Source organism: Pseudomonas sp. LBUM1641 (assembly GCF_059716235.1).
Window position 1 is genome coordinate 2,069,109 of the sequence record NZ_CP166815.1, and the last position, 20,088, is coordinate 2,089,196.

The following is a 20,088-nucleotide window of genomic DNA, read 5'->3' on the forward strand; positions in this document are numbered from 1 at the left end:
AAAATCCCCGACTGGTTCGGGGATTTTTTTGCCTGCGATTAAGCGAAACGATAGATATCCATGCCCAGCGCGCCCATGGTGAAGCCTTGGTGGGCTGCGCTGAATTCACCGCCTGCGCCCCGGGCGAAGTACAGCGGCAGCAAATGCTCATCGCTGGGATGGCTGCGCACGGCATGGGGTGCCTGGCTGCGATAGTCGTGCAAGGCGGCTTCATCGTTGGCCGCCAGCTTGCTGACCATCCAATCGCGAAAATCCCGCGCCCAGGGCTCAATGCTCTCCGCCCCGGCATGCCAGTCCAGTTCGCCGAGGTTATGGGTAATGCTGCCGGAGCCGATCAGCAGCACGCCTTGCTCTCGCAGGCTCGCCAGTGCGTGGCCGACGCGGGTTTGCAGGGCAGGGCCCATGCGGCTTGGCAGCGACACCTGCACCACCGGAATATCGGCGGCCGGGTACATCAGCGACAGGGGCACCCAGGTGCCGTGGTCGAAGGGGCGCTGGTCATCAATGCGCGCCTCCAGGCCATCAGCCTTGAGTAACTGCACAATTTGGGTTGCCAGCTGCGGGTCGCCGGGCGCCGGGTATTGCACGGCAAACAGCTCCCGTGGGAAGCCGCCGAAGTCGTGCCAGGTCTCGGGTGCGGCGCTGCCGGTAACCAGCAGGCCTTGGCTTTCCCAGTGTGCCGAGACCACCACAATGGCCTTGGGCCGTGGCAACTCGGCGGCCAGGCGCTTGAGTGCCGGGCCGCTGGCACCGGGTTGCAGGGCAAGCATCGGTGAACCGTGGGAGATAAACAGGCTGGGGAGCATGATCGGGTCCTGAGGGTTAAGATGGGACCATCTTCAATCAGATCATTGATCTAAATCTAATATAAGTTTTAGCGCTATTTGATCAAGTTTTAGGGTGAATCATGGAGCCTGGATTTTGGCATGAGCGTTGGGCACGCAATCAGACGGGTTTCCATCTGCCCGAGGTGAATCCTTACCTGCTGCGCCACTGGCCCGGCCTGGGTGTGGCGAGCGGGGCGCAGGTGCTGGTGCCGTTGTGCGGCAAGAGCCTGGACCTGGTGTGGCTGGCGAGCGTTGGGCATCGGGTGATGGGGGTCGAGCTGTCGGAAAAGGCCGTTGAGGAGTTTTTCAGCGAGCAGGAACTGACGCCGCAGATCAGTCAGCGCGGTGCCTTCAAGGTCTACCAGGCGGGTGCCTGAGCTGTGGTGCGGGGATTTCTTCGCCCTGGATGCAGGCGCAGTGGCTGATTGCCGGGCGCTTTACGACCGGGCGGCGTTGATTGCCCTGCCTCCGTTGATGCGGGAGCAGTATGCCGCGCACTTGAACGGGCTCCTGGCGCAAGGCAGCCGCGGCCTGTTGATCACCCTCGACTATGAACAGGCGCAGAAGGCAGGCCCGCCGTTTGCAGTGAGCGACGAAGAGGTGCAACTGCTGCTTGGCGCGCAGTGGAGCCCCGAGGTACTGGAGCAGCAGGACATTCTGGGGCAGAGCTGGAAGTTTGTTCAGGACGGCGTCACACGCCTGGAAGAGCGGGCGTACCGGTTAGCCAGGCGCTGAATCGCGCCCACAAAAAAGGGGCGATCAAATCGCCCCTTCTTCTTTTTGCTGTCAGCCGCGACGACGCAGCGCGTCAATCCGCTCTTCCAGTGGCGGGTGGCTCATGAACATGCGAGCCATGCCTTGCTTGATGCCACCGTTGATGCCAAAGGCAGTCAGGGTGTTCGGCATATGCACCGGCAAGCCCTGTTCGGAGCGCAGGTGCTGCAGGGCGCTGATCATTGCGCCGGTACCGGCCAGGCGTGCGCCGGCTTCGTCTGCACGAAATTCCCGTTTGCGCGAGAACCACATCACGATCGAGCTGGCGAGGAAGCCCAATACCAGTTCGGCGAAGATGGTCGCCACGTAGTAGGCCATGCCCTGGCCCTGTTCGTTCTTGAAGATCACCTTGTCGACGAAGTTGCCGATGATCCGCGCAAAGAACATGACAAAGGTGTTCACCACGCCCTGGACCAGCGCCAGGGTGACCATGTCACCGTTGGCCACGTGGCCGATCTCGTGGGCCAGCACGGCCTTGATTTCGTCGGGCGAGAAACGCTCCAGCAAACCCTGGCTGACGGCCACAAGAGCGTCGTTCTTGTTCCAGCCGGTGGCAAAGGCGTTGGCTTCATAGGCCGGGAAGATCCCGACTTCAGGCATCTTGATCCCGGCTTCGCGGGACAGTTGCTCGACGGTTTGCAGCAACCATTGCTCATGCCGGGTGCGTGGCTGAGTAATGATCTGGGTGCTGGTGCTCATCTTCGCCATCCACTTGGAGATGAACAGCGAGAAAATCGAGCCGGCAAAACCAAAGACCGCACAGAAGATCAGCAGCTGATTGAGGTTCAGATCAACCCCGTTGGCCGCCATGATCCCATTGAAGCCAAAAAGGCTCAGCGTGATGCTGGCAATCAGCACGACCGCCAGGTTAGTGGCCAAGAACAGCAGAATGCGCATCATGGTTGTAGAATTCTCCTCATGCTAAATATGTCGCGTACTGCGGGGTATATAAGGTGCAGCATGGGGCTATTCAACCGAGGGACTATTTCAAACTGTGTCCTACAGCCTGAATGTAGAGCCTTGAAGGGAATTTCCGAGGCCCGGGGTAGCTCGGCAATCTCGCTCCATTACCTTACGGCCCTGTAATTATAGGGTGGTGCTCGACCGAGGGGGTAACCGGTGAGTGTGAACGGCGAGGGACCTGCGCAAGGCAGAGAAGTGTTGCCAGATAATCGCTGTACGACCATGGGCGGGCCGTACAGCGCAATGTCCATTACTGGCGATAGGACTTCAGGAAGTTGCCGATACGACCGATGGCCATCTCCAGGTCATCCACCCGCGGCAAGGTAACCACCCGGAAGTGATCCGGCCACGGCCAGTTGAACGCTGTGCCCTGGACCACCAGCAGCTTTTCCGACAGCAGCAGGTCGAGCACGAACTTCTCATCGTTGAAGATCGGGCACACTTTCGGGTCGATCCGCGGGAACGCGTACAGCGCGCCCATGGGCTTGACGCAGCTGACCCCCGGAATCGCGTTCAGCAGTTCCCAGGTGCGGTTGCGCTGCTCCAGCAGGCGGCCTTGTGGCAGCACCAGGTCATTGATGCTCTGGTAGCCGCCCAAGGCGGTCTGGATCGCGTGCTGGCTCGGCACGTTGGCACACAGGCGCATGTTGGCCAGCATGTCGATGCCTTCGATGTAACTCTGGGCATTGTGCTTGGGGCCGGAAATCGCGATCCAGCCGGAACGGAAGCCCGCCACCCGGTAGGATTTCGACAGGCCATTGAAGGTCAGGCACAGCAGGTCCGGGGCCAGGGACGCGGTGCAGATGTGCACGGCGTCGTCGTACAGAATCTTGTCGTAGATCTCGTCGGAGAACACCACCAGGTTGTGCTGGCGCGCCAGTTCGAGCATGCCCAGCAGCACTTCCTTGGAGTAGACGGCGCCGGTGGGGTTGTTCGGGTTGATGATCACCAGGGCCTTGGTGTTCGGGGTGATCTTGGCCTTGATGTCGGCCAGGTCCGGGAACCAGTCCGCGCCCTCGTCACACAGGTAGTGCACCGGATGGCCACCGGCCAGGGTGACGGCGGCGGTCCACAACGGGTAGTCGGGAGCCGGCACCAGCACTTCGTCGCCATTGTTGAGCAGGGCCTGCATCGACATGACGATCAGCTCGGACACGCCGTTGCCCAGGTAGATGTCTTCGATGCCGACACCTTCAACCTGCTTCTGCTGGTAGTACTGCATCACCGCCTTGCGCGCGCTGAACAGGCCTTTGGAGTCGCTGTAGCCTTGGGCGGTCGGCAGGTTGCGGATCACATCCTGGAGGATTTCGTCCGGTGCTTCGAAACCAAAGGGCGCCGGGTTGCCAATGTTCAGCTTGAGGATGCGATGGCCTTCCTCTTCCAGGCGTTTGGCGTGCTTGAGCACTGGGCCGCGAATGTCGTAGCAGACGTTGGCGAGCTTGTTCGATTTGCTGACCTGCATGGCGATGTGATCCTGAAAATGAACGATCCAGACGGTGTGGAGACTACCGTGCTGAGAATCCTGCGTTGGCCTGACCCATAAATACGTTTGAATGCCGGTAACGCGGGTGCCAGACTGGCGCTTTGAAGAGGCGCAATCATACGTGCCGCCTGATCCATGGAAAAGACACAGATCAGGCTTTTTCAGTTGCCGAGGTGTACCGATGGAAAAGTTGCAGAAAACCGTTGATGAATGGAAAGCCATGCTCGACCCGGAGCAGTACAACGTGTGCCGTCTCAAAGGCACCGAGCGACCGTTCAGCGGCAAGTACAACGGCACCAAGACCGACGGTGTTTACCACTGCATCTGCTGCAATGAGCCGCTGTTCGATTCCAGGGCCAAGTTTGACTCCGGCTGCGGCTGGCCCAGCTTCTACGAGCCGATTGCCGAGCAGGCGATGGTCGAGATTCGCGATATCAGCCACGGCATGATCCGTACCGAAGTCACCTGCGCCAAGTGCGATGCGCACCTGGGTCACGTGTTCCCGGATGGTCCGCCGCCGACCGGTTTGCGTTACTGCATCAATTCGGTGTGCCTGGATCTGGTGCCGCGCTAAACCGTCTATCTCCTGCGGGCCTTCGTGTCCGCAGGGGCCGTTATACCAAGGCATAAGCCCGAGCAATTAAATTGCGCACAATTGAATTGCCTACTATCTTTCAGTCCTTCTTATTTCTTTCGAGGCACTGCCATGAGCGACAACCTGCTGAGCATCCCTTGCACCACCATCAAGGGTGAGCAAAAGACCTTGGCCGATTTCGCCGGCAAGGCGATTCTTGTGGTCAATACCGCCAGCAAGTGCGGCTTCACCCCGCAGTACAAGGGGCTTGAAGAACTCTGGCAGCATTACAAGGACCAGGGCTTGGTGGTGCTGGGCTTTCCCTGCAACCAGTTCGGCAAGCAGGAACCGGGCAACGAAGGTGCCATCTCCGAGTTTTGCGAGCTGAACTTCGGTGTCAGCTTCCCGCTGTTCAAGAAGATCGACGTCAACGGCAGCGATGCTCACCCATTGTTCGTGCAGCTTAAAAAACAGGCCCCGGGTTTGCTGGGCTCCAAGGGCATCAAGTGGAACTTCACCAAGTTCCTGATCGGCCGCGACGGCGAGGTGGTCAAGCGTTTCGCCCCGACCACCAAGCCCCAGGACCTGACCCAAGAGATTGAAGCCCTGCTCAAATGACCGACCTGTCCCTGTCCCTTGACGACCAACTGTGCTTCAAGCTCTACGCCGCCTCCCGCGCGGTCACCCGGGCCTACAAGCCGATGCTCGATCAGTTGGGGCTGACCTACCCGCAATACCTGGTGATGCTGGTGTTGTGGGAATGGCAGGCCGCAGCCATGCCACAGCCGACGGTCAAGGCCTTGGGCGAGCGCTTGTTGCTGGATTCCGGCACGCTGACGCCGCTGCTCAAGCGCCTGGAGCAGCTTGCTCTGGTGCGGCGTCAGCGCAGTGTGCAGGATGAGCGTGAGGTGCACCTGAGCCTGACCGATGAAGGTCGACACTTGCGTGACCAGGTGCAGCCGCTGAAGGCCCGCCTGTTGTGTGACAGCGGGGTTGACCTGAACCAGGCCGATGCCTTGCGTGACGGCCTGGATCAGCTGTTGCGACTGATCAAAGACTTGTCGTAGTCGGCACCCACAGGTCGAGCAACGCCTTGAGTTCTTCCCGGCGAAACGGCTTGGCCAGGTAGTCATTCATGCCTGCCGCCCGGCAGCGCTCGCGTTCCTCGGACATCGCGTTGGCCGTCAGCGCGACAATCGGCAAGTCCGGCCAGCGCCCGCTGCGGCGGATCTGCCGGCTGGCCTCATAGCCATCCATCACCGGCATATTGCAGTCCATCAGCACCATGTCGAAGCTTTGTTCTTCCAGCAGCTTGAGGGCTTCGCCACCGTGGGCGGCGGCGATAACCTCGCAGCCGAGCTTGGCGAGCATGCCCTTGGCCACCAGTTGATTCACCGGGTTGTCTTCCACCAGCAGGACGCGCGCCCGGTGAGCGAGGGGGCCGGTTTCCAGCTGGATCAGGTCAAGCACCACGTCCGGATCGATGCGCAAGTTGCGTTGCAGAATCTGGTACAGCGCCGTGCGGCTCAGGGGGCGGGCTTGTTGTTGCAGCGGCGCCAGGGCCGCGACTTCTTCGCTGGGCATGAAGTTGCCGTAGGCGGTCACCACCAGGATCGGGGCGGTGATGGACGGGCGCAGGCGAAACAGGCATTCGGGGCAGTCGGTGATCAGCAGGTCAGGATTCTGCCCGCTCAAATCATCGTCAATGGAGTAGCAGCGCGGCGTCAGGCCCCAACTCGGCAGCAGGCTGTTGAGCAGTTCCGCCAGGCCGCTACTGCTGCTGGTGATCGCGATCACGTCGCCTGCCAGCGGCGCCAGGCGCATCGCCGGTAAATGCGTCGGCAGTGGCAGGTCGGCGCAGAACTGGCTGCCAAAGCCGGCTTCGGAGCTGATGCTCAGGCGGCCCTTCATGGCCTCGCACAGGTTGTGGGTCAGCGCCAGGCCCAGGCCGGTGCCGCCAAACTGGCGAGTGATGCCCGCACCGGCTTGGGTGAACGGCTGGAAGATCTTGACCTGAGCATCCTGCGCAATCCCGATGCCGGTGTCGCATACCTCGATTCTGACCCGGTCGGCCTGGGCACTGAGGCGCACGTCCACCCGGCCAAAGCGCGTGAACTTCAGGGCGTTGGACAGCAAATTGCTGACAATCTGCCGTACCCGCGTCGGGTCGCCCAGCACCTGGGCGGGAAACTGCGGGTTGATCAGGCACGTCAACTCCACGCTGGGCGCGGCGTTTTGCGAGAGCAGGTTGGCGGTGTCCTCCACCAGTGCGCCCAGGTCGAACGGGATGTTTTCCAGCTCCAACTGACCGGCATCGAACTTGGACAGGTCGAGGATATCGTTGAGCAACTCCACCAGCACTTTGCCCGAGTCATGGGCGATCGACAGTTGCTGGCGTTGCTCGGCATTCAGCGGGCTGTCGAGGGAGAGGGCGATCATCCCCAGCAGGCCGTTGAGCGGCGTACGGATTTCATGGCTCATATTGGCGAGGAACGCCGCCCGTGCCTGGGCCATGGACAGGGCCGTCATCTTCGCGGCTTCCAGTTCGTCGTTCGACAGCGTCAGTCGATGATTGATGGCCTTGAGCTCGGTGGTGCGCGCAGAAACGATGTCTTCCAGTTGGCCGAGGTATTCAGTCAGGCGGTTTTCGGCGTGGCGGCGTTGCTGGATTTCGGTCTCCATGTTTTCAAACTGCTGGTTGGCAACGTTGACCAGTACGCCGATCTCGTCGTGCTCGTGCCCCGGCGGACAGTCCAGGCGCTCGTGCTTGCGTGAGCTCAGTTCGCGAATAATGCGCACCAGCGGCTTGGTCAGCATCACGTAGAACAGCGCCAGCAGAATCCCGGTGAGGATCAGGCTGCGGGCAAAGCCGTTGAACAGAGTGATCTCGGCGCGGCGCAGGAAGCGGCTGCCGAACGCGTAGGTGTCGACGTCGAGACGTAATACGCCAAGGGCGTCATTGGGCATGTGGGTGAGGTACAGCCGGTCTTCGAATTGGCGGTTGGCGCCAAACAGGAAATCGCTGATGGGGCGGTAGGTGCTTTCCTTGCGCGGGCGCTGGACATCGGCCAGTACCAAACCGTTGTTGTCGACCAGTTGTGCCCGGGTGATGGCGGGGGAGTGCAGCAGGCCCAGGGTCAGTTCCTGAGCCAGTTCGGCGTCGATGTTGTAGGCGATGCGAGAAGCCGGGTTATGACTGATTTCAATCAGCGCGCGTATTTCCCGGTTGATGGATGCGTCTTCGCTGGCATAATCAATCCCAATCTGTAGCAGGCTGAGCAGGGTTCCCAAGACGAACCCGACCAGCACTGTCAGTCTGGCTTGTTTATAAGACAAGCGGTGGGCGAACTTGATATCCATCGGGTGCTGTACCACTTTACGTTTCCTTTCGCCCGGCAAGCATAGCTGAACATCCACAGGCTCAAACTTGCCCGGCATAAATCGATTTTATTCGGTGCAGCCCTGCTGAGTCTGCCTCAGGGTTGTCAATACGCCATCTTTTACAAGAACTTGCCAGAGGAATAGTCGTGGATTCTCGATTGAATGCCTTTCTTGAGCGTGCCGACGCGGTACTTGCTCGCCTGGAGCCCTTGTTGCCTGCCCCACGCGAAGCGGTTGACTGGAACCATTGCCTGGCTGCCCGCTGGCAGCGCGAAGGTCGCAGCGGCTTTTTATTGCCGCTGGAAGTCAGCCTGGACATGCGCCTGTCCGACTTGATCGGCGTGGACAAACAACGCGAACAATTGGCCCGCAACACCCAGCAGTTTCTCGACGGCCTGCCGGCCAACCATGCGTTGCTGTGGGGTTCGCGCGGTACTGGGAAATCGTCCATGGTACGCGCCTTGCTGGCCCAGCATGCCAAGGCCGGGTTGCGCCTGATCGAGATCGAGCGCGATCACCTGGCGGACCTGCCGCGAGTGGTCGAGCAACTGATCAAATTGCCACAGCGCTTTGTGTTGTTCTGCGATGATCTGTCCTTCGAAGCCGGCGAGAGCGATTACCGCGTGCTCAAGAGCGTACTCGATGGCTCCCTGGAGCAGGCGCCGGAAAACGTCTTGCTGTATGCCACCTCCAACCGTCGTCACCTGGTACCCGAGAACCAGAGCGACAACGAAAACTGGAAGACGGTAGATGGCGAGCTGCATCCTAACGAAGCGGTGGAGGACAAGATTGCCCTGTCTGACCGTTTCGGTTTGTGGCTGTCGTTTTACCCGTTCAATCAAGAGCACTTCCTGGATGTGGTCGAGCACTGGATTGGTGAGCTGGCAAACAAGGCCGGTTTGCAGTGGCAGCGCGATGAGGAGCTGGACATCCTCGCGGTGCGTTGGGCAACCGGGCGCGGCAATCGCAACGGCCGTTGTGCTTATCAGTTCGCCCGCTACTGGGTGGGCCTCAAGTTGTTGGAGCGTCAACCATGATCGATTTGCAACAGTCCGGAACCGGCCTTGATGGTTACGCCATGCTGCATGCGCAGCTGGAATCGTTGCTGGCGGATGAACGGGATTTCATCGCCAATGCCGCGCAGTTTTCTGCGTTCCTGTTCAACCAGCTGGATGATTTGAACTGGGCGGGCTTCTACCTCAACCGCAATGAAGAGCTGGTGCTCGGGCCTTTCCAGGGGCAGATCGCCTGTGTGCGCATTCCGTTTGGTCGTGGGGTGTGCGGCGCGGCAGCGGCCTCGCGACAAACCCAGCGGGTGGAAGACGTGCATGAATTTCCGGGGCATATCGCCTGTGATAGCGCGTCGAATAGCGAACTGGTGGTTCCGCTGGTCAAGGAAGGGCGCCTGATTGGTGTGTTGGACCTGGACAGCCCATCGCTGTCGCGGTTTACCCCGCAGGACCAGGCCGGCATCGAGCAGTTGGCGGCGATTTTCCTGCGGTTGACCGATTGCTGATGGCGTGAGCCTCCTGTAGGAGCGAGCTTGCTCGCGAAAAACCAGAGAACACCGCGTGCATCCAAAAATGACCGCGTTATCGTTGGCGATTTTCGCGAGCAAGCTCGCTCCTACAAATTATCGACGGTCCAGGACGTCCAGTTGCATCTGCAGCATCCTTTCCAGCTCAAGCATGGATTTCTCCATGGCCTTGATATCCACCTCGATAGCGTGCCGATTGTCACCTTGGCCACAGGCCAGCTCCAAAGCTTCGCATTGCCCGGCCAGGATGTCCGCCTGGATGATCCGTGCGGCGCCCTTGATCTTGTGGGCTTGCTCGATCAGGTCTTGGGGGGCGGCTTGTCGCGCCAGTAAGGCCATCAGCTCGACTCGATCATGCCGGCTGCTGCTGAGCAATTCTTCAAGCAAGCGCTGACTCAACTGTGGGTCGCCGCCTGTCATCGCGTCCAGGCTTTGAAGGGTGAACACATTACCGGTGGGCAACGGGGCAACCTGTGCCAGTTGCTGCTCCAGCGCTGTGAGGCTGATGGGTTTGAACAGGCAATCATCCATGCCTGCGTCGAAGCAGCGTTGTTTCTCCTCGGGTTGAGCGTTGGCGGTGAAACCGAGTATCACGCACGGCGTTTTTTGCTCGCGCTGCTCATACTCGCGAATGGAATGACTCAACTCATAGCCGTTCATGACCGGCATATTGCAGTCGGCAATGACCAGGTCGAAGTGCTCCTCGCGCCAGGCCTGAAACCCTGCAGCACCATGATGGGCGGCGGTGAACTGATGCCCCAGGAAGCCCAGTTGCTGGCACATGAGCAAGCGGTTGGCCGGATGGTCATCCACCACCAGCACATTGAGTACGGGCGCCGGCTTGGTCGCGGCAGGCTCCAGCTGGTCTACGGCCTTGACCGGTTGCAGGCTGGTCATCTTCAGGCTGACGTGGACCTGGGTGCCCACCATGGGTACGCTGCTCAGGCTCAGTTGCCCGCCCATCATGGCGCACAGGCTGCGACAGATCACCAGCCCCAGGCCGGCGCCGCTCCGGGCCAGGTGCCCGGAGTTGTCGGCTTGGGCAAAAGGCTCGAACAGGCGTGACTGATCTTCGCGATTGATCCCGATGCCGGTGTCCTCTACCACCAGTTTCATCTCGATCTGCTGAGGTTGCCCGGTCGCCTTCAATTGCACCTTGATCTTCACCTGCCCGCGTTCGGTGAACTTGATCGCATTGCTTACCAGGTTCGAAAGCACCTGTTTGAACCGCAACGGATCGATCAGCACATCGGTGTCGCCGGCATCGGGGCTGAACTCCAGCACCAGGCTCAGGGTTTTCTGGCGCGCCAGGCCATCGAACACGCGCACCACCGACTCGATCACCTCGCGCAGGTTGACCCGCTCCGGGGCCAGGCTCAGGCGGCCGGACTCGATGCGTGCAATGTCCAGAATATCGCCGATCAGCTCCAGCAGGTCCTTGGCCGAGTTGTACGCGACCTCGATGGCGGGGCGATCAAGATGACCCTGGTCGGCACGCTTGAGTGTCAACTCCAGCATGCCAATGACGGCGTTCATCGGTGTGCGGATTTCGTGGCTCATGGTGGCGAGGAACGTACTTTTCGCGCGGTTGGCTTCGTCGGCGCGTTCCTTGGCGGCACGAAGTTCATCGAACAGCTGGCGCCGTTCGCTGATATCGATCCAGCCGCCAATGATGCCCTGCACCTCGCCCATGGAGTCGCGGTACGGGAGAATCCAGTGATAGATCGTGAGTTTTTTCCCGTGGACATGCAGGGTGCGATCCAGGATCAGTGGTTTGCCTTCGGCCACCACCTGCTGGTAGTCGGCATTGTACTGAGCCGCCTCCGTCTCAAGGGCCATGTCCATCTGGGTGATGCTTTTGCCAATGATGTCCTCACGCTTGACGTCGAACGTTTGCAGGTAACTGTCGTTGCAGGTCTGCAGGAAGCCGTTGTGGTCACGTACGTAGATCGGATGCGGGGTTTCATTGACCAGCGCCCGCATGAACTCGAACTGGTCGTTAAGGGCGCGCTCAGCCAGTTTTCGATGCTTGATCTGGCGCTGCAGGTAGCCGTTCCAGGTCAGGGAAATCAACAGCAGCAGCCCGGTGCCGATGATGATCTGGGCAATCAGGCGGTGGTAATTGCGCCAGTAACCGTCGGATGCCGCGTTGTAGCCGCGCCAACGACTGTTGATCGCCGCCAGCTCATCCGGGGCAATGCTGAGCAGCGCCTTGTCGAGGATCGAGCTCAGTTCGGTGGCGTGGCGGGACGTCGCCAGCGCAAAGGTCGCAGGCAGCGTGCCAATGCTGGAGCTGATCTGTAACTTGTCCTGGAACACCGGTGAGGAGAGAAAGTAGTTGGCGATCACCAGGGGGTTCACTGCGCCGTCCACCTGGCCCTGTGCCAATAGTTCGGAGGCCTTGAAGGTATCACCGGCCTCTACCAGAGTGACCTGGGTAAACTCCTGGCGCAGGAATTTTTCCAGCGGGTTGCCTTGGGTAATCGCCAGGCGCTTGCCGGCCATCTGTTGAAGGCTTGCGGGCGCGCCTGCCTCTTTGCGCGTCAGCAGTACATAAGAGTTTTCCAGGTAGGGGCGGCTAAAGCTCAACTGGGACTCGCGCCCGGCGCTTGGAACGATTGCGCCGATGATATCGGCTGCCCCGCTATGGACCAGCTCAATCATGCTGGCGACGTCCCGCACGTGTTGAATCTCGAAGCGCAGGCCGGTTCGCAGGCGAATCAGCTCCAGCAGGTCGGCGGTGACGCCCCGGAAATTGCCGTCGGTATCAAAAAATGTAAGCGGGGCGAGGGTTTCGTTGACCACCACCTTTACCACCGGGTTGCCTTTGAGCCAGCGCTCTTCGCGCAGGGTCAGTTGCAGCTTTCGGTCGGTCAGTAGAATGTCGCTGCCCGCACTCCAGCGCTTGGCGATGCTGTCGCGTTCATAGGTTGATACGCCATCGAGCACTGAATCGACGATGCTCAGGAGAATGGGTTGATCCTTGCGCAAGGCGAAGCTGAAACCGTAAGCCTCGTGCTTGCCGAAGTTGGCCATGCGGATGTTTTTCAGGTAGCCCTTGTTGATCATGTAGTGAGTGGAAATGGTGTCGCCCAGAAAGACGTCCGCTTGGTCGAATGCCACCGCATTCAAGGCATTCTGATAGGAGGGGTAGGCATGGATGGTCGCCTTTGGATACAGCGCCTGCACCTCATTCATGGGCAGGTAGTGGTAGACAAGGCTCAGGCGCAGGCCCGCCAGGCCGTCGCCAAGGTTGCGGTGTTCACCTTCGCGGGTGACCAGTACCGGTTGATCCACTGCGTAGGGCAATGACAGGGCAATATCGGGATTCGCCGCTTCAAAGCCGTTGGCGGACCCCAGAAAGTCGATATCGCCGTTTTCCAGCGCCCGGATCGCGGCTTCCCGGGAGGGATAGCGCAGCACCTTCAGCGGTATTGCCAGCGTCCTGGCCACCAGGCCGGCGTAATCGGCGGTCAACCCTTCATAATCGCGACCGCTGGAGGTGATGTCGAAGGGCGGGTAGTCCGGTGCAGACGTGCCCAGTATCAGTTCGCGTTTGTTTTGCAGCCACTGGCGCTGAGTCTTGTTCAGTGGGGTGTCCAGTTGAACGGCACCGGCACGCCCCAACAGTGCGTATTGCTCGGGAACAGTTTGTTCGGCAGGCACGGAAGTGCTGAGGCACGCCCCGATACTCAATATGATTAGATAGTCCTTTAAACGCCTGGGCATCCGATTTCTCACACTAGCGCGTTACGTTTTGCCATCTCGATAAGTTCTACCAAGGATTTGGCTTTTAGTTTTTGCATGAGCCTTTTTTTGTAGGTGCTGACAGTCTTGTTGCTGAGAAACATGCCTTTGGCTATTTCCTTGTTTGTCCGGCCTTGTGCAAATAATTGCAATACCATGAGTTCGCGATCATTGACCACTTTGAACAATTCAAGCTCTTCGTTGCAATCTGTTTCATTAGTGTTGCCGTTGAGGGCCTGGCTCGGAAAGTAGTTGTAACCTGACAGGACTGCCCTGATAGCACTGAGCAGTTCGCTCAAGTCACCTTCCTTGCACACATACCCATCGGCACCGGAACGCATGCACCGTGTGGCAAAGAGTTTTGGCGTCTGGGCGGTGAGGATCAATGTCTTGGTCGGTGTACTCATTGCGTTGAACCGGCAAAGCACTTCCAGGCCGTCGAGTTTTGGAATTCCGATATCAAGGATGATCAGGTCCGGCTGGCACTCCTTGACCATTTGTATCGCATCACAACCGTTATCCGCTTCTCCAACTACTTTATAGCCTTCGTGTTCTAACAACATTCGAATGGCAAGTCGGATAACGGGGTGGTCGTCGATAATAAAAACTGAGTTCATGATCAAATTCGATGCAAGCGCAAATAAAGTCGGCACATTAGCTCACATGGCAATGAAGGAGGATGAACTCGATGTGGAACAAACGTAAAACAAGAACATTCCTACAATAAAAAAAGCAAGGGATTACGCCCCGTGAGGTGTTTGTTGTTTGGGTGTAAGAAATTTGCGTGGGTAGAGTTTAAAAATAAGTGGCAGCGGGCAAGCTGTTTTACAGGGAGGGATTTTCATACGGGGCGGGCGTTTAACTTCCTACTTTCTTGTTGTGCGGGGGAAGGGGTGATTGGCGTATGAGCTCGCTCAGTTCAACGTGGTTCAAAGGCTTCGACAAGTAGCCAAGCAGCGGAAAGTTGCGTTGGAATGCCTGGGCCTTGAGGATTTCCAGTTCGTTCACGGGCAGGCCGCTGAGCAATATCGCGGATTTTATAAAGCCCCTGCGGTTGGCGATTTCAATCAACTCCAGCCCAGGCAGGTCCGGGAGGCATTGATCACACAACAGAATATCGAATGGTACGGCGGTTTGTGTCATCAGCCGCATTGCCTGCTCTGCATTTTCAGCCAGGGTCAGGTCGTGGTAGCCATAGTTGCGTAGCAGGCATTGGGTGGCCAGCAACTGAAAGGGGTGATCCTCCACCAAGAGGATTTGAAGTTGTTCGTGCATGGGGTTTTCCATGAAGTGACCAAGCGCCCGGGAGACGCTCCGCCAGGGCACGTAGTAAGACGTTAATGGCCCGCCAGTTATGGGGCGCAGGAGTGTGTCGAAACACTGCGGTCATGGCGCGCGATTATTCATCGCGGTGGGGAAGAAGTTCGATCAGGCCGCTCTGTTCCGTGCGTAGGGCGATTCTTTGAAAAAGTGGCCCTGGCCATAAGCCAGGGCGCTGGGTTATTGCGGACTGGAGCGTCCAGTCATTTCTCGGGCCATTTCACTGGCGTAGCTGTCGGTCATGCCGGCGATGAAGTCGATCATGCGCAGGAACGAAGCGTGCAATGACCACGACGGGTCGGGGGCGCTGTTGCCCAGCAGGTCGAGGATGCGCCGGTTCTTGAACGACGGGGTGCGACCACCATGTTGTTCCAGGGCCGCGCCGCAGAAGGCATTCAAGAGGATTTCGAGGGTGGTGTAGGCGCCGATTTCATGCAGGGTCTTGCGCTTGTCCTGGAAGATCTTCTTGCGCGCCATGTCCTTGGCATCCAGTACGCAACGCTTGGCGGGGCCGTGCATATGTTCCACCAAGTCCCCCGGCAGGGTACCGGCCAGCAACGCGTCCTGTTGCTCGACGAACGCCCGGGCAGCGGCGTTGGTCAGGTGCTCGATGGCCTTGCCCCGCAGGATCGCCAGCTTGCGTCGCCGGGAATCCAGCGGGCCGAGTTGCCGGTAGGTTTGCGGTAAATCGTCGCCCACCAGGTCCAGCAGCAGTGACTCGACCTCGGCGTATTCCAGCAGCTCCATTTCCAGCCCGTCTTCGAGGTCGATCAACGCGTAGCAGATATCGTCGGCCGCCTCCATCAGGTACACCAAAGGATGTCGCGCCCAGCGCTGTTCTTCCAGTTGCGGCAAGCCAAGCTTCTGGGCGATCTGCTCGAGAATCGGCAGCTCGCTCTGGTAGCAGCCGAACTTGTGTTTCTTGTAGCCCAGCGAGTCGGCGTGGCGGGCGGTCCAGGGGTATTTCAGGTAGGTGCCCAAGGTGGCGTAAGTCAACCGGGTACCGCCGTCGAACTGGTGGTATTCCAGCTGCGTGAGTACCCGGAAGCCCTGGGCATTACCTTCGAAATTGAGGAAGTCATTGCGCTCGGCGCTGGTCATGTCATCCAGCCAGCCACGTCCGGAAGCTTGCTGGAACCAGTGCCGGATCGCGTCTTCACCGGAATGACCAAACGGCGGATTACCGATGTCGTGGGCCAGGCAGGCTGATTGCACCACCATGCCCAGGTCGCTCGGGTCACACCAGTCGGGCAGGGCGCTGCGGATCGTCTCGCCCACGCGCATGCCCAGGGACCGTCCCACGCAGCTGACTTCCAGGGAATGGGTCAGCCGCGTATGGATGTGATCGTTGCTGGTCACCGGATGCACTTGGGTCTTGCGGCCCAGGCGGCGAAACGCGCCGGAAAAGATGATGCGATCATGGTCTTTGTGAAACGGGCTGCGCCCCAGTTCTTCCGGGCTGTGCAGCGGTTTTCCAAGGCGTTCGCGGGTAAGCAGGGTGGGCCAATCCAAGGCGGGTACTCTCCGTGCGGTGAATGACGCCTCCCAGCTTCCCGGTTCAGCCGGGCCTTCGCAAGCGAAAAACTACAGGCCGGCGGCGTCGATATCGATTAGCAGCAGGCGCTGACCATTATCAAAGAATTGTCCGGCAGTCAGGCAGTACTGGTTGGTGGTGGCATCGCGATAGGTTGAGGACAGGGTCAGCCGCCGCTCCTCCCAACCTTCGGCCAGCAGATGATAAAAATACGGACGCCATGACCAGTTGTGGCCCAGGTAGCGGCTGTCGGCTTGCCAGGCGCCCTGGTGCCATTCGAAATTGGGCGTCAGTTGCGTGCCATGCCGGTCGCACTGGTAAAAACGCAGCAGCCAGGGAAACGCCGGTAATTGCGGCAGTTGGCTCAGCGGTGCATGGGTGTGGGCCCAGGTTTGCAGGATCTGCATCAGCTCCGCCAGTTGCTGGCGCAGCTGCATAATCCGGCCACGTTCGGCCAGCTTCTGTTGGACGTAACCGGTGCGCAGTTGGGCGAAGCGCGGCACGAACGCGTCGGTGTCGAACCAGTCCAGGTGGGCCTGGGCGAACAGGTAGCCCTGGACATAACGCGAACCACATTCCAGGGCGAAATTGAGCTGGGTCTCGGTTTCGACGCCCTCGGCAATGATCCAGCAGCCGGTTTTTTCCGCCATTTGTGCCAGCGCCCGCACCACGTCCCCGCTGGGGCCACCCCGGGCAGCAGCCTGGAACAGGCGCATGTCGAGCTTGAGAATGTCCGGTTGCAGGGCCAGCACCCGGTCCAGTTGCGAATAGCCAGCGCCGAAATCATCAATGGCAATCCGCGCCCCGGCTTCGCGGTAGCGCTCGACCACTTCGGCCAGGCGCTGGATATCGCCGCCCAGTTCCGTGATCTCGAAGACGATACGGCGCGGGTCGACGTTATGCACCTGCAATTGCTTCAGGCTCGGCAAGGCCTGCCCCGGGCGCAGCCGGGTAATCCAGCGTGGCGAGATGTTCAGGCTGAGGAACCACTCTTGCGGGGCTTCATGCAGACGGCTCAGGGCATTGTCGCGGATCTTTCGGTCCAGGCGGCGCAAGGCCACGGAGGGCGTGCGCGGGTCGGCAAACAACGGACCCACCGAGCGCAGTTCACCGTTCGCCTGGCGCAGTCGGCCCAAGGCTTCTACGCCGGCGATGCGGCCGGTAGCGGTGTCGATGAATGGCTGGAAGCAGGCGAGCGGTTGCCCGTCGATCACAGGGCCTCCTTAAAAGACCGGAATAAAAAAGGCCCGGCCCTCGAAGGTGAGGGCCGGGCCTGATCTGTTTGCAAGAATGCAGCCAGCGCGGCTTAACTTTTGCGCGAAGCACCCTGCATAGCCAATTTGATCAACGGGATCAGACCGGCGCCAAGCCGCACCAGGCGGGTCATGGTGCCGATTCCGCCGCCCTTGGCGCCTTTACCGGTAAGAAAGCCCAACAGCGTCACCACGCCCACGCCCCACAGCGGCGCGTGCTTGATGCCAAAACCGTCCTGCCAGCTCTGGCCCATGTTGCGCACCTTTTGCAGCGGCAGCATCAGTTGCTGGGACTCGTGACGAATTTCCTGGCGGTGCATTTCCATGCGCAGGCGGATCAACGCCTTGCGCATCTCTCGCCGGGAAGTGTTTTGCGGCAGTTCAGTCATGCTCATGGCAGCAGGCGCTCCCGGTCGTTGGCCAGCTCTTCGAGGGTGGCGTGGAACGGCGTGGACTCATCGAACACCGCCGCCTTCAGGCGCAACCCGCAGAATGCTGCGGCCAGTATGTAGAACACACACAGGCTGATGATCCCGGTCAGGCGGTAGGTATCCCACACCAGAATCATCACCAGCGCCGACAAACCCACCAGCAACAGGAGGGCAAACACCAGCGCCAGGCCCGCGAACAGCAACAGGCTGACGGTGCGGGCTTTCTGCTCCTGCAACTCGATGCCAAACAGCTCGACGTGGCTGTGCAGCAAACCCAGGACAGCCGCGCCCAGGCGCCGTGAAGTAGAACTTGGGCCCGTTGACGAGCCGGATTCGCCGATAGACATGATTAGCGCCTTGTAGCCAGCAGGCCGATCAAAAAGCCCACGCCGGCTGCAATGCCGACGGACTGCCATGGGTTGGCCTGGACATAATCCTCAGTGGCCGTGACCGCCGCCTGCCCGCGTTCGCGCAGGGAGTCTTCGGTCAGTTGCAGGGTTTCACGGGCCTTGAGCAGGCTGTCGTGAATCTTGCTGCGCAGCTCGTCTGCCTGGTCACCGGCCAGAATCGCCGTGTCGTCCAGCAGTTTCTCGGTATCGCTGACCAGGGTTTGAAAATCCGCCATCAGTATTTCTTGAGCAGTCTTTGCCGTTTTTCTGGCCATGGTTATCTCCGTGAGTAGCTGGTCTGTTTACTTTTGGTTTCGAGTCACCGGCATCGGTGAAGGTTCACTGCAATTGTCTGGTACAGCTTTTGCTTTGCCTTGGTGCGCAGGCCTGGGGCCTTGCGCTGAATCCGGGCGGTTGGGGCTCAAACCCTGAAAAACCTTACCCTAAATAACTAAAACTCGCGGAAAAACCCTGTCGGATTCTGCCTTTCTCAATGATCGATGCGCTAAACCGGTTCACGGCCTCAAAAGAAGGTCGAACCGTCGGGGCCAATTTAGTGCGCGTCATGAAGGTCATGAACTGCTTTGGTGCTTTTTCCTGCATGTGCAGGCCTGCCATCCTCCATGGAAAATTTGCAAAGCGCGGTGGACACCCTCGTCCACAGTTCCAACACGCTGTTCATTCTGATTGGTGCGGTCATGGTCCTGGCCATGCACGCCGGCTTTGCCTTCCTGGAAGTCGGTACCGTGCGCCAGAAGAACCAGGTCAATGCCCTGTCGAAAATCCTCAGTGACTTCGCCATCTCCACACTGGCCTATTTCTTTATAGGCTATTGGATCTCCTACGGCGTGACCTTCATGCAACCGGCGGCGGTGATCAGCGCCGACCACGGTTACGGCCTGGTGAAATTCTTCTTCCTGCTGACCTTTGCGGCAGCGATCCCGGCGATCATCTCCGGGGGGATTGCCGAGCGCGCGCGTTTTGCGCCGCAACTATGTGCCACCGCGTTGATCGTAGCCTTCATCTACCCGTTTTTCGAAGGCATGGTGTGGAATGGCAATTACGGGCTGCAAGCCTGGTTGCTGGCCAGCTTCGGCGCGAGCTTCCATGACTTTGCCGGCAGCGTCGTGGTGCACGCCATGGGCGGCTGGCTGGCACTCGCGGCCGTGTTGCTGCTCGGCCCGCGCCAGGGACGTTATCGGGAAGGGCGCCTGGTGGCGTTCGCGCCGTCGAGCATTCCATTCCTCGCGTTGGGCTCGTGGATCTTGATCGTCGGCTGGTTCGGCTTCAACGTCATGAGTGCGCAAACCCTGTCCGGGGTCAGCGGGCTGGTGGCGGTCAACTCGTTGATGGCGATGGTCGGTGGCACTGTGGCGGCATTGGTGATCGGGCGTAACGACCCAGGCTTCTTGCACAACGGTCCGCTGGCCGGGTTGGTCGCGATCTGTGCCGGCTCCGACCTGATGCACCCGGTGGGCGCCCTGGTGACAGGCGCGGTGGCGGGCGGCTTGTTCGTCTGGTTCTTCATCGCGGCCCAGGATCGCTGGAAGATCGACGATGTGCTGGGTGTGTGGCCGCTGCACGGGCTGTGCGGCGTGTGGGGCGGGATTGCCTGCGGGATCTTCGGCCAGACCGCCCTGGGTGGTCTGGGCGGCGTGAGCCTGATCAGCCAGTTGATCGGCACCGCGCTGGGCGTGGTCGTGGCGCTGGCCGGCGGCTTCCTGGTGTACGGCGTGATCAAGCGAGTTTACGGGCTGCGCTTGAGCCAGGAAGAGGAGTATTACGGTGCGGATCTGTCGATCCACAAGATTGGGGCGGTCAGTCAGGATTGAGGGGCGGTTTCCATTTAGGGTGTTGCGTCTTGCCGCTGATAGT

General features: G+C 59.8%; 18 protein-coding genes and 1 pseudogene. 7 read left to right on the forward strand and 12 right to left on the reverse strand.

Going from position 1 to position 20,088, the window contains the following annotated elements:
* Positions 1-38: 38 nt before the first annotated feature.
* Entirely contained in the window at positions 39-806 is a 768-nt protein-coding gene (locus ACA046_RS09455; RefSeq protein WP_497676337.1) for a DODA-type extradiol aromatic ring-opening family dioxygenase, read from the reverse strand.
* A gap of 101 nt (positions 807-907) precedes the next feature.
* Between ACA046_RS09455 and ACA046_RS09460 the strand changes: the two are divergent.
* Positions 908-1,562 (forward strand): annotated as a pseudogene (locus tag ACA046_RS09460) (thiopurine S-methyltransferase).
* Positions 1,563-1,613: 51 nt separating this feature from the next.
* On the opposite strand, the gene htpX reads toward ACA046_RS09460, so the two are convergent.
* Both htpX and ACA046_RS09470 read right to left on the reverse strand, forming a co-directional pair.
* Positions 1,614-2,501, reverse strand: coding sequence for a protease HtpX (gene htpX / locus ACA046_RS09465; RefSeq protein WP_076017354.1), 888 nt, complete (start codon positions 2,499-2,501; stop codon positions 1,614-1,616).
* A 313-nt stretch (positions 2,502-2,814) separates the two neighbouring features.
* A complete protein-coding gene (locus tag ACA046_RS09470) occupies positions 2,815-4,026 on the reverse strand; it encodes a pyridoxal phosphate-dependent aminotransferase (protein WP_076017355.1) in 1,212 nt (403 codons plus the stop codon).
* A gap of 202 nt (positions 4,027-4,228) precedes the next feature.
* Here ACA046_RS09470 and msrB point away from each other — a divergent pair, with 202 nt between their 5' ends.
* The 3 genes from msrB (at position 4,229) to ACA046_RS09485 (ending at position 5,688) form a co-directional block, all read left to right on the forward strand.
* Entirely contained in the window at positions 4,229-4,621 is a 393-nt protein-coding gene (msrB, locus tag ACA046_RS09475; RefSeq protein ID WP_010176145.1) for a peptide-methionine (R)-S-oxide reductase MsrB, read from the forward strand.
* A gap of 132 nt (positions 4,622-4,753) precedes the next feature.
* On the forward strand, positions 4,754-5,239 hold the full coding sequence (locus tag ACA046_RS09480) for a glutathione peroxidase (RefSeq protein ID WP_459027264.1): 486 nt from the start codon (positions 4,754-4,756) through the stop codon (positions 5,237-5,239).
* Complete coding sequence (locus tag ACA046_RS09485) at positions 5,236-5,688, forward strand: MarR family winged helix-turn-helix transcriptional regulator (protein WP_459027266.1); 453 nt, start codon at positions 5,236-5,238, stop codon at positions 5,686-5,688. The genes ACA046_RS09480 and ACA046_RS09485 overlap by 4 nt, the downstream gene beginning before the upstream one ends.
* Here the strand turns inward: ACA046_RS09485 and ACA046_RS09490 are convergent.
* Complete coding sequence (locus ACA046_RS09490; protein ID WP_459027268.1) at positions 5,672-7,981, reverse strand: hybrid sensor histidine kinase/response regulator; 2,310 nt, start codon at positions 7,979-7,981, stop codon at positions 5,672-5,674. The genes ACA046_RS09485 and ACA046_RS09490 overlap by 17 nt on opposite strands.
* 167 nt (positions 7,982-8,148) lie before the next feature.
* Between ACA046_RS09490 and ACA046_RS09495 the strand changes: the two genes are divergently transcribed.
* Both ACA046_RS09495 and ACA046_RS09500 read left to right on the forward strand, forming a co-directional pair.
* Positions 8,149-9,039: an ATP-binding protein gene (locus tag ACA046_RS09495; protein ID WP_076017360.1), complete on the forward strand. Its 891-nt coding sequence runs from the start codon at positions 8,149-8,151 to the stop codon at positions 9,037-9,039.
* Positions 9,036-9,518: a GAF domain-containing protein gene (locus ACA046_RS09500; protein ID WP_459027271.1), complete on the forward strand. Its 483-nt coding sequence runs from the start codon at positions 9,036-9,038 to the stop codon at positions 9,516-9,518. The genes ACA046_RS09495 and ACA046_RS09500 overlap by 4 nt, the downstream gene beginning before the upstream one ends.
* A gap of 117 nt (positions 9,519-9,635) precedes the next feature.
* Here the strand turns inward: ACA046_RS09500 and ACA046_RS09505 are convergent, their stop codons facing one another.
* The 8 genes from ACA046_RS09505 to ACA046_RS09540 all read right to left on the reverse strand — a co-directional run bounded on the left by ACA046_RS09505 (position 9,636) and on the right by ACA046_RS09540 (position 18,488).
* A complete protein-coding gene (locus ACA046_RS09505) occupies positions 9,636-13,268 on the reverse strand; it encodes a transporter substrate-binding domain-containing protein (protein ID WP_497676338.1) in 3,633 nt (1,210 codons plus the stop codon).
* 8 nt (positions 13,269-13,276) lie between these two features.
* The gene (locus ACA046_RS09510) at positions 13,277-13,903 is read right to left on the reverse strand and encodes a response regulator transcription factor (RefSeq protein ID WP_076017363.1); all 627 of its coding nucleotides are present in this window, start codon (positions 13,901-13,903) and stop codon (positions 13,277-13,279) included.
* Between the two features lie 241 nt (positions 13,904-14,144).
* On the reverse strand, positions 14,145-14,561 hold the full coding sequence (locus ACA046_RS09515; protein WP_318302585.1) for a response regulator: 417 nt from the start codon (positions 14,559-14,561) through the stop codon (positions 14,145-14,147).
* A gap of 225 nt (positions 14,562-14,786) precedes the next feature.
* Positions 14,787-16,118, reverse strand: a complete 1,332-nt coding sequence (locus ACA046_RS09520; RefSeq protein WP_076017365.1) for a deoxyguanosinetriphosphate triphosphohydrolase — start codon at positions 16,116-16,118, stop codon at positions 14,787-14,789.
* A 72-nt stretch (positions 16,119-16,190) separates the two neighbouring features.
* Complete coding sequence (locus tag ACA046_RS09525; RefSeq protein WP_497676339.1) at positions 16,191-17,354, reverse strand: EAL domain-containing protein; 1,164 nt, start codon at positions 17,352-17,354, stop codon at positions 16,191-16,193.
* 92 nt (positions 17,355-17,446) lie between these two features.
* Positions 17,447-17,788: a hypothetical protein gene (locus ACA046_RS09530; protein ID WP_008432159.1), complete on the reverse strand. Its 342-nt coding sequence runs from the start codon at positions 17,786-17,788 to the stop codon at positions 17,447-17,449.
* A complete protein-coding gene (locus ACA046_RS09535) occupies positions 17,785-18,171 on the reverse strand; it encodes a phage holin family protein (RefSeq protein ID WP_003209078.1) in 387 nt (128 codons plus the stop codon). Before ACA046_RS09535 ends, ACA046_RS09530 begins: the two co-directional genes overlap by 4 nt.
* A gap of 2 nt (positions 18,172-18,173) precedes the next feature.
* Positions 18,174-18,488 carry an ElaB/YgaM/YqjD family protein gene (locus ACA046_RS09540; RefSeq protein WP_026078283.1) on the reverse strand — a complete coding sequence of 105 codons (315 nt, stop codon included), beginning with the start codon at positions 18,486-18,488 and terminating at the stop codon, positions 18,174-18,176.
* Between the two features lie 348 nt (positions 18,489-18,836).
* Here ACA046_RS09540 and ACA046_RS09545 point away from each other — a divergent pair, with 348 nt between their 5' ends.
* Positions 18,837-20,045: an ammonium transporter gene (locus ACA046_RS09545; RefSeq protein ID WP_258344543.1), complete on the forward strand. Its 1,209-nt coding sequence runs from the start codon at positions 18,837-18,839 to the stop codon at positions 20,043-20,045.
* Positions 20,046-20,088: the final 43 nt, after the last annotated feature.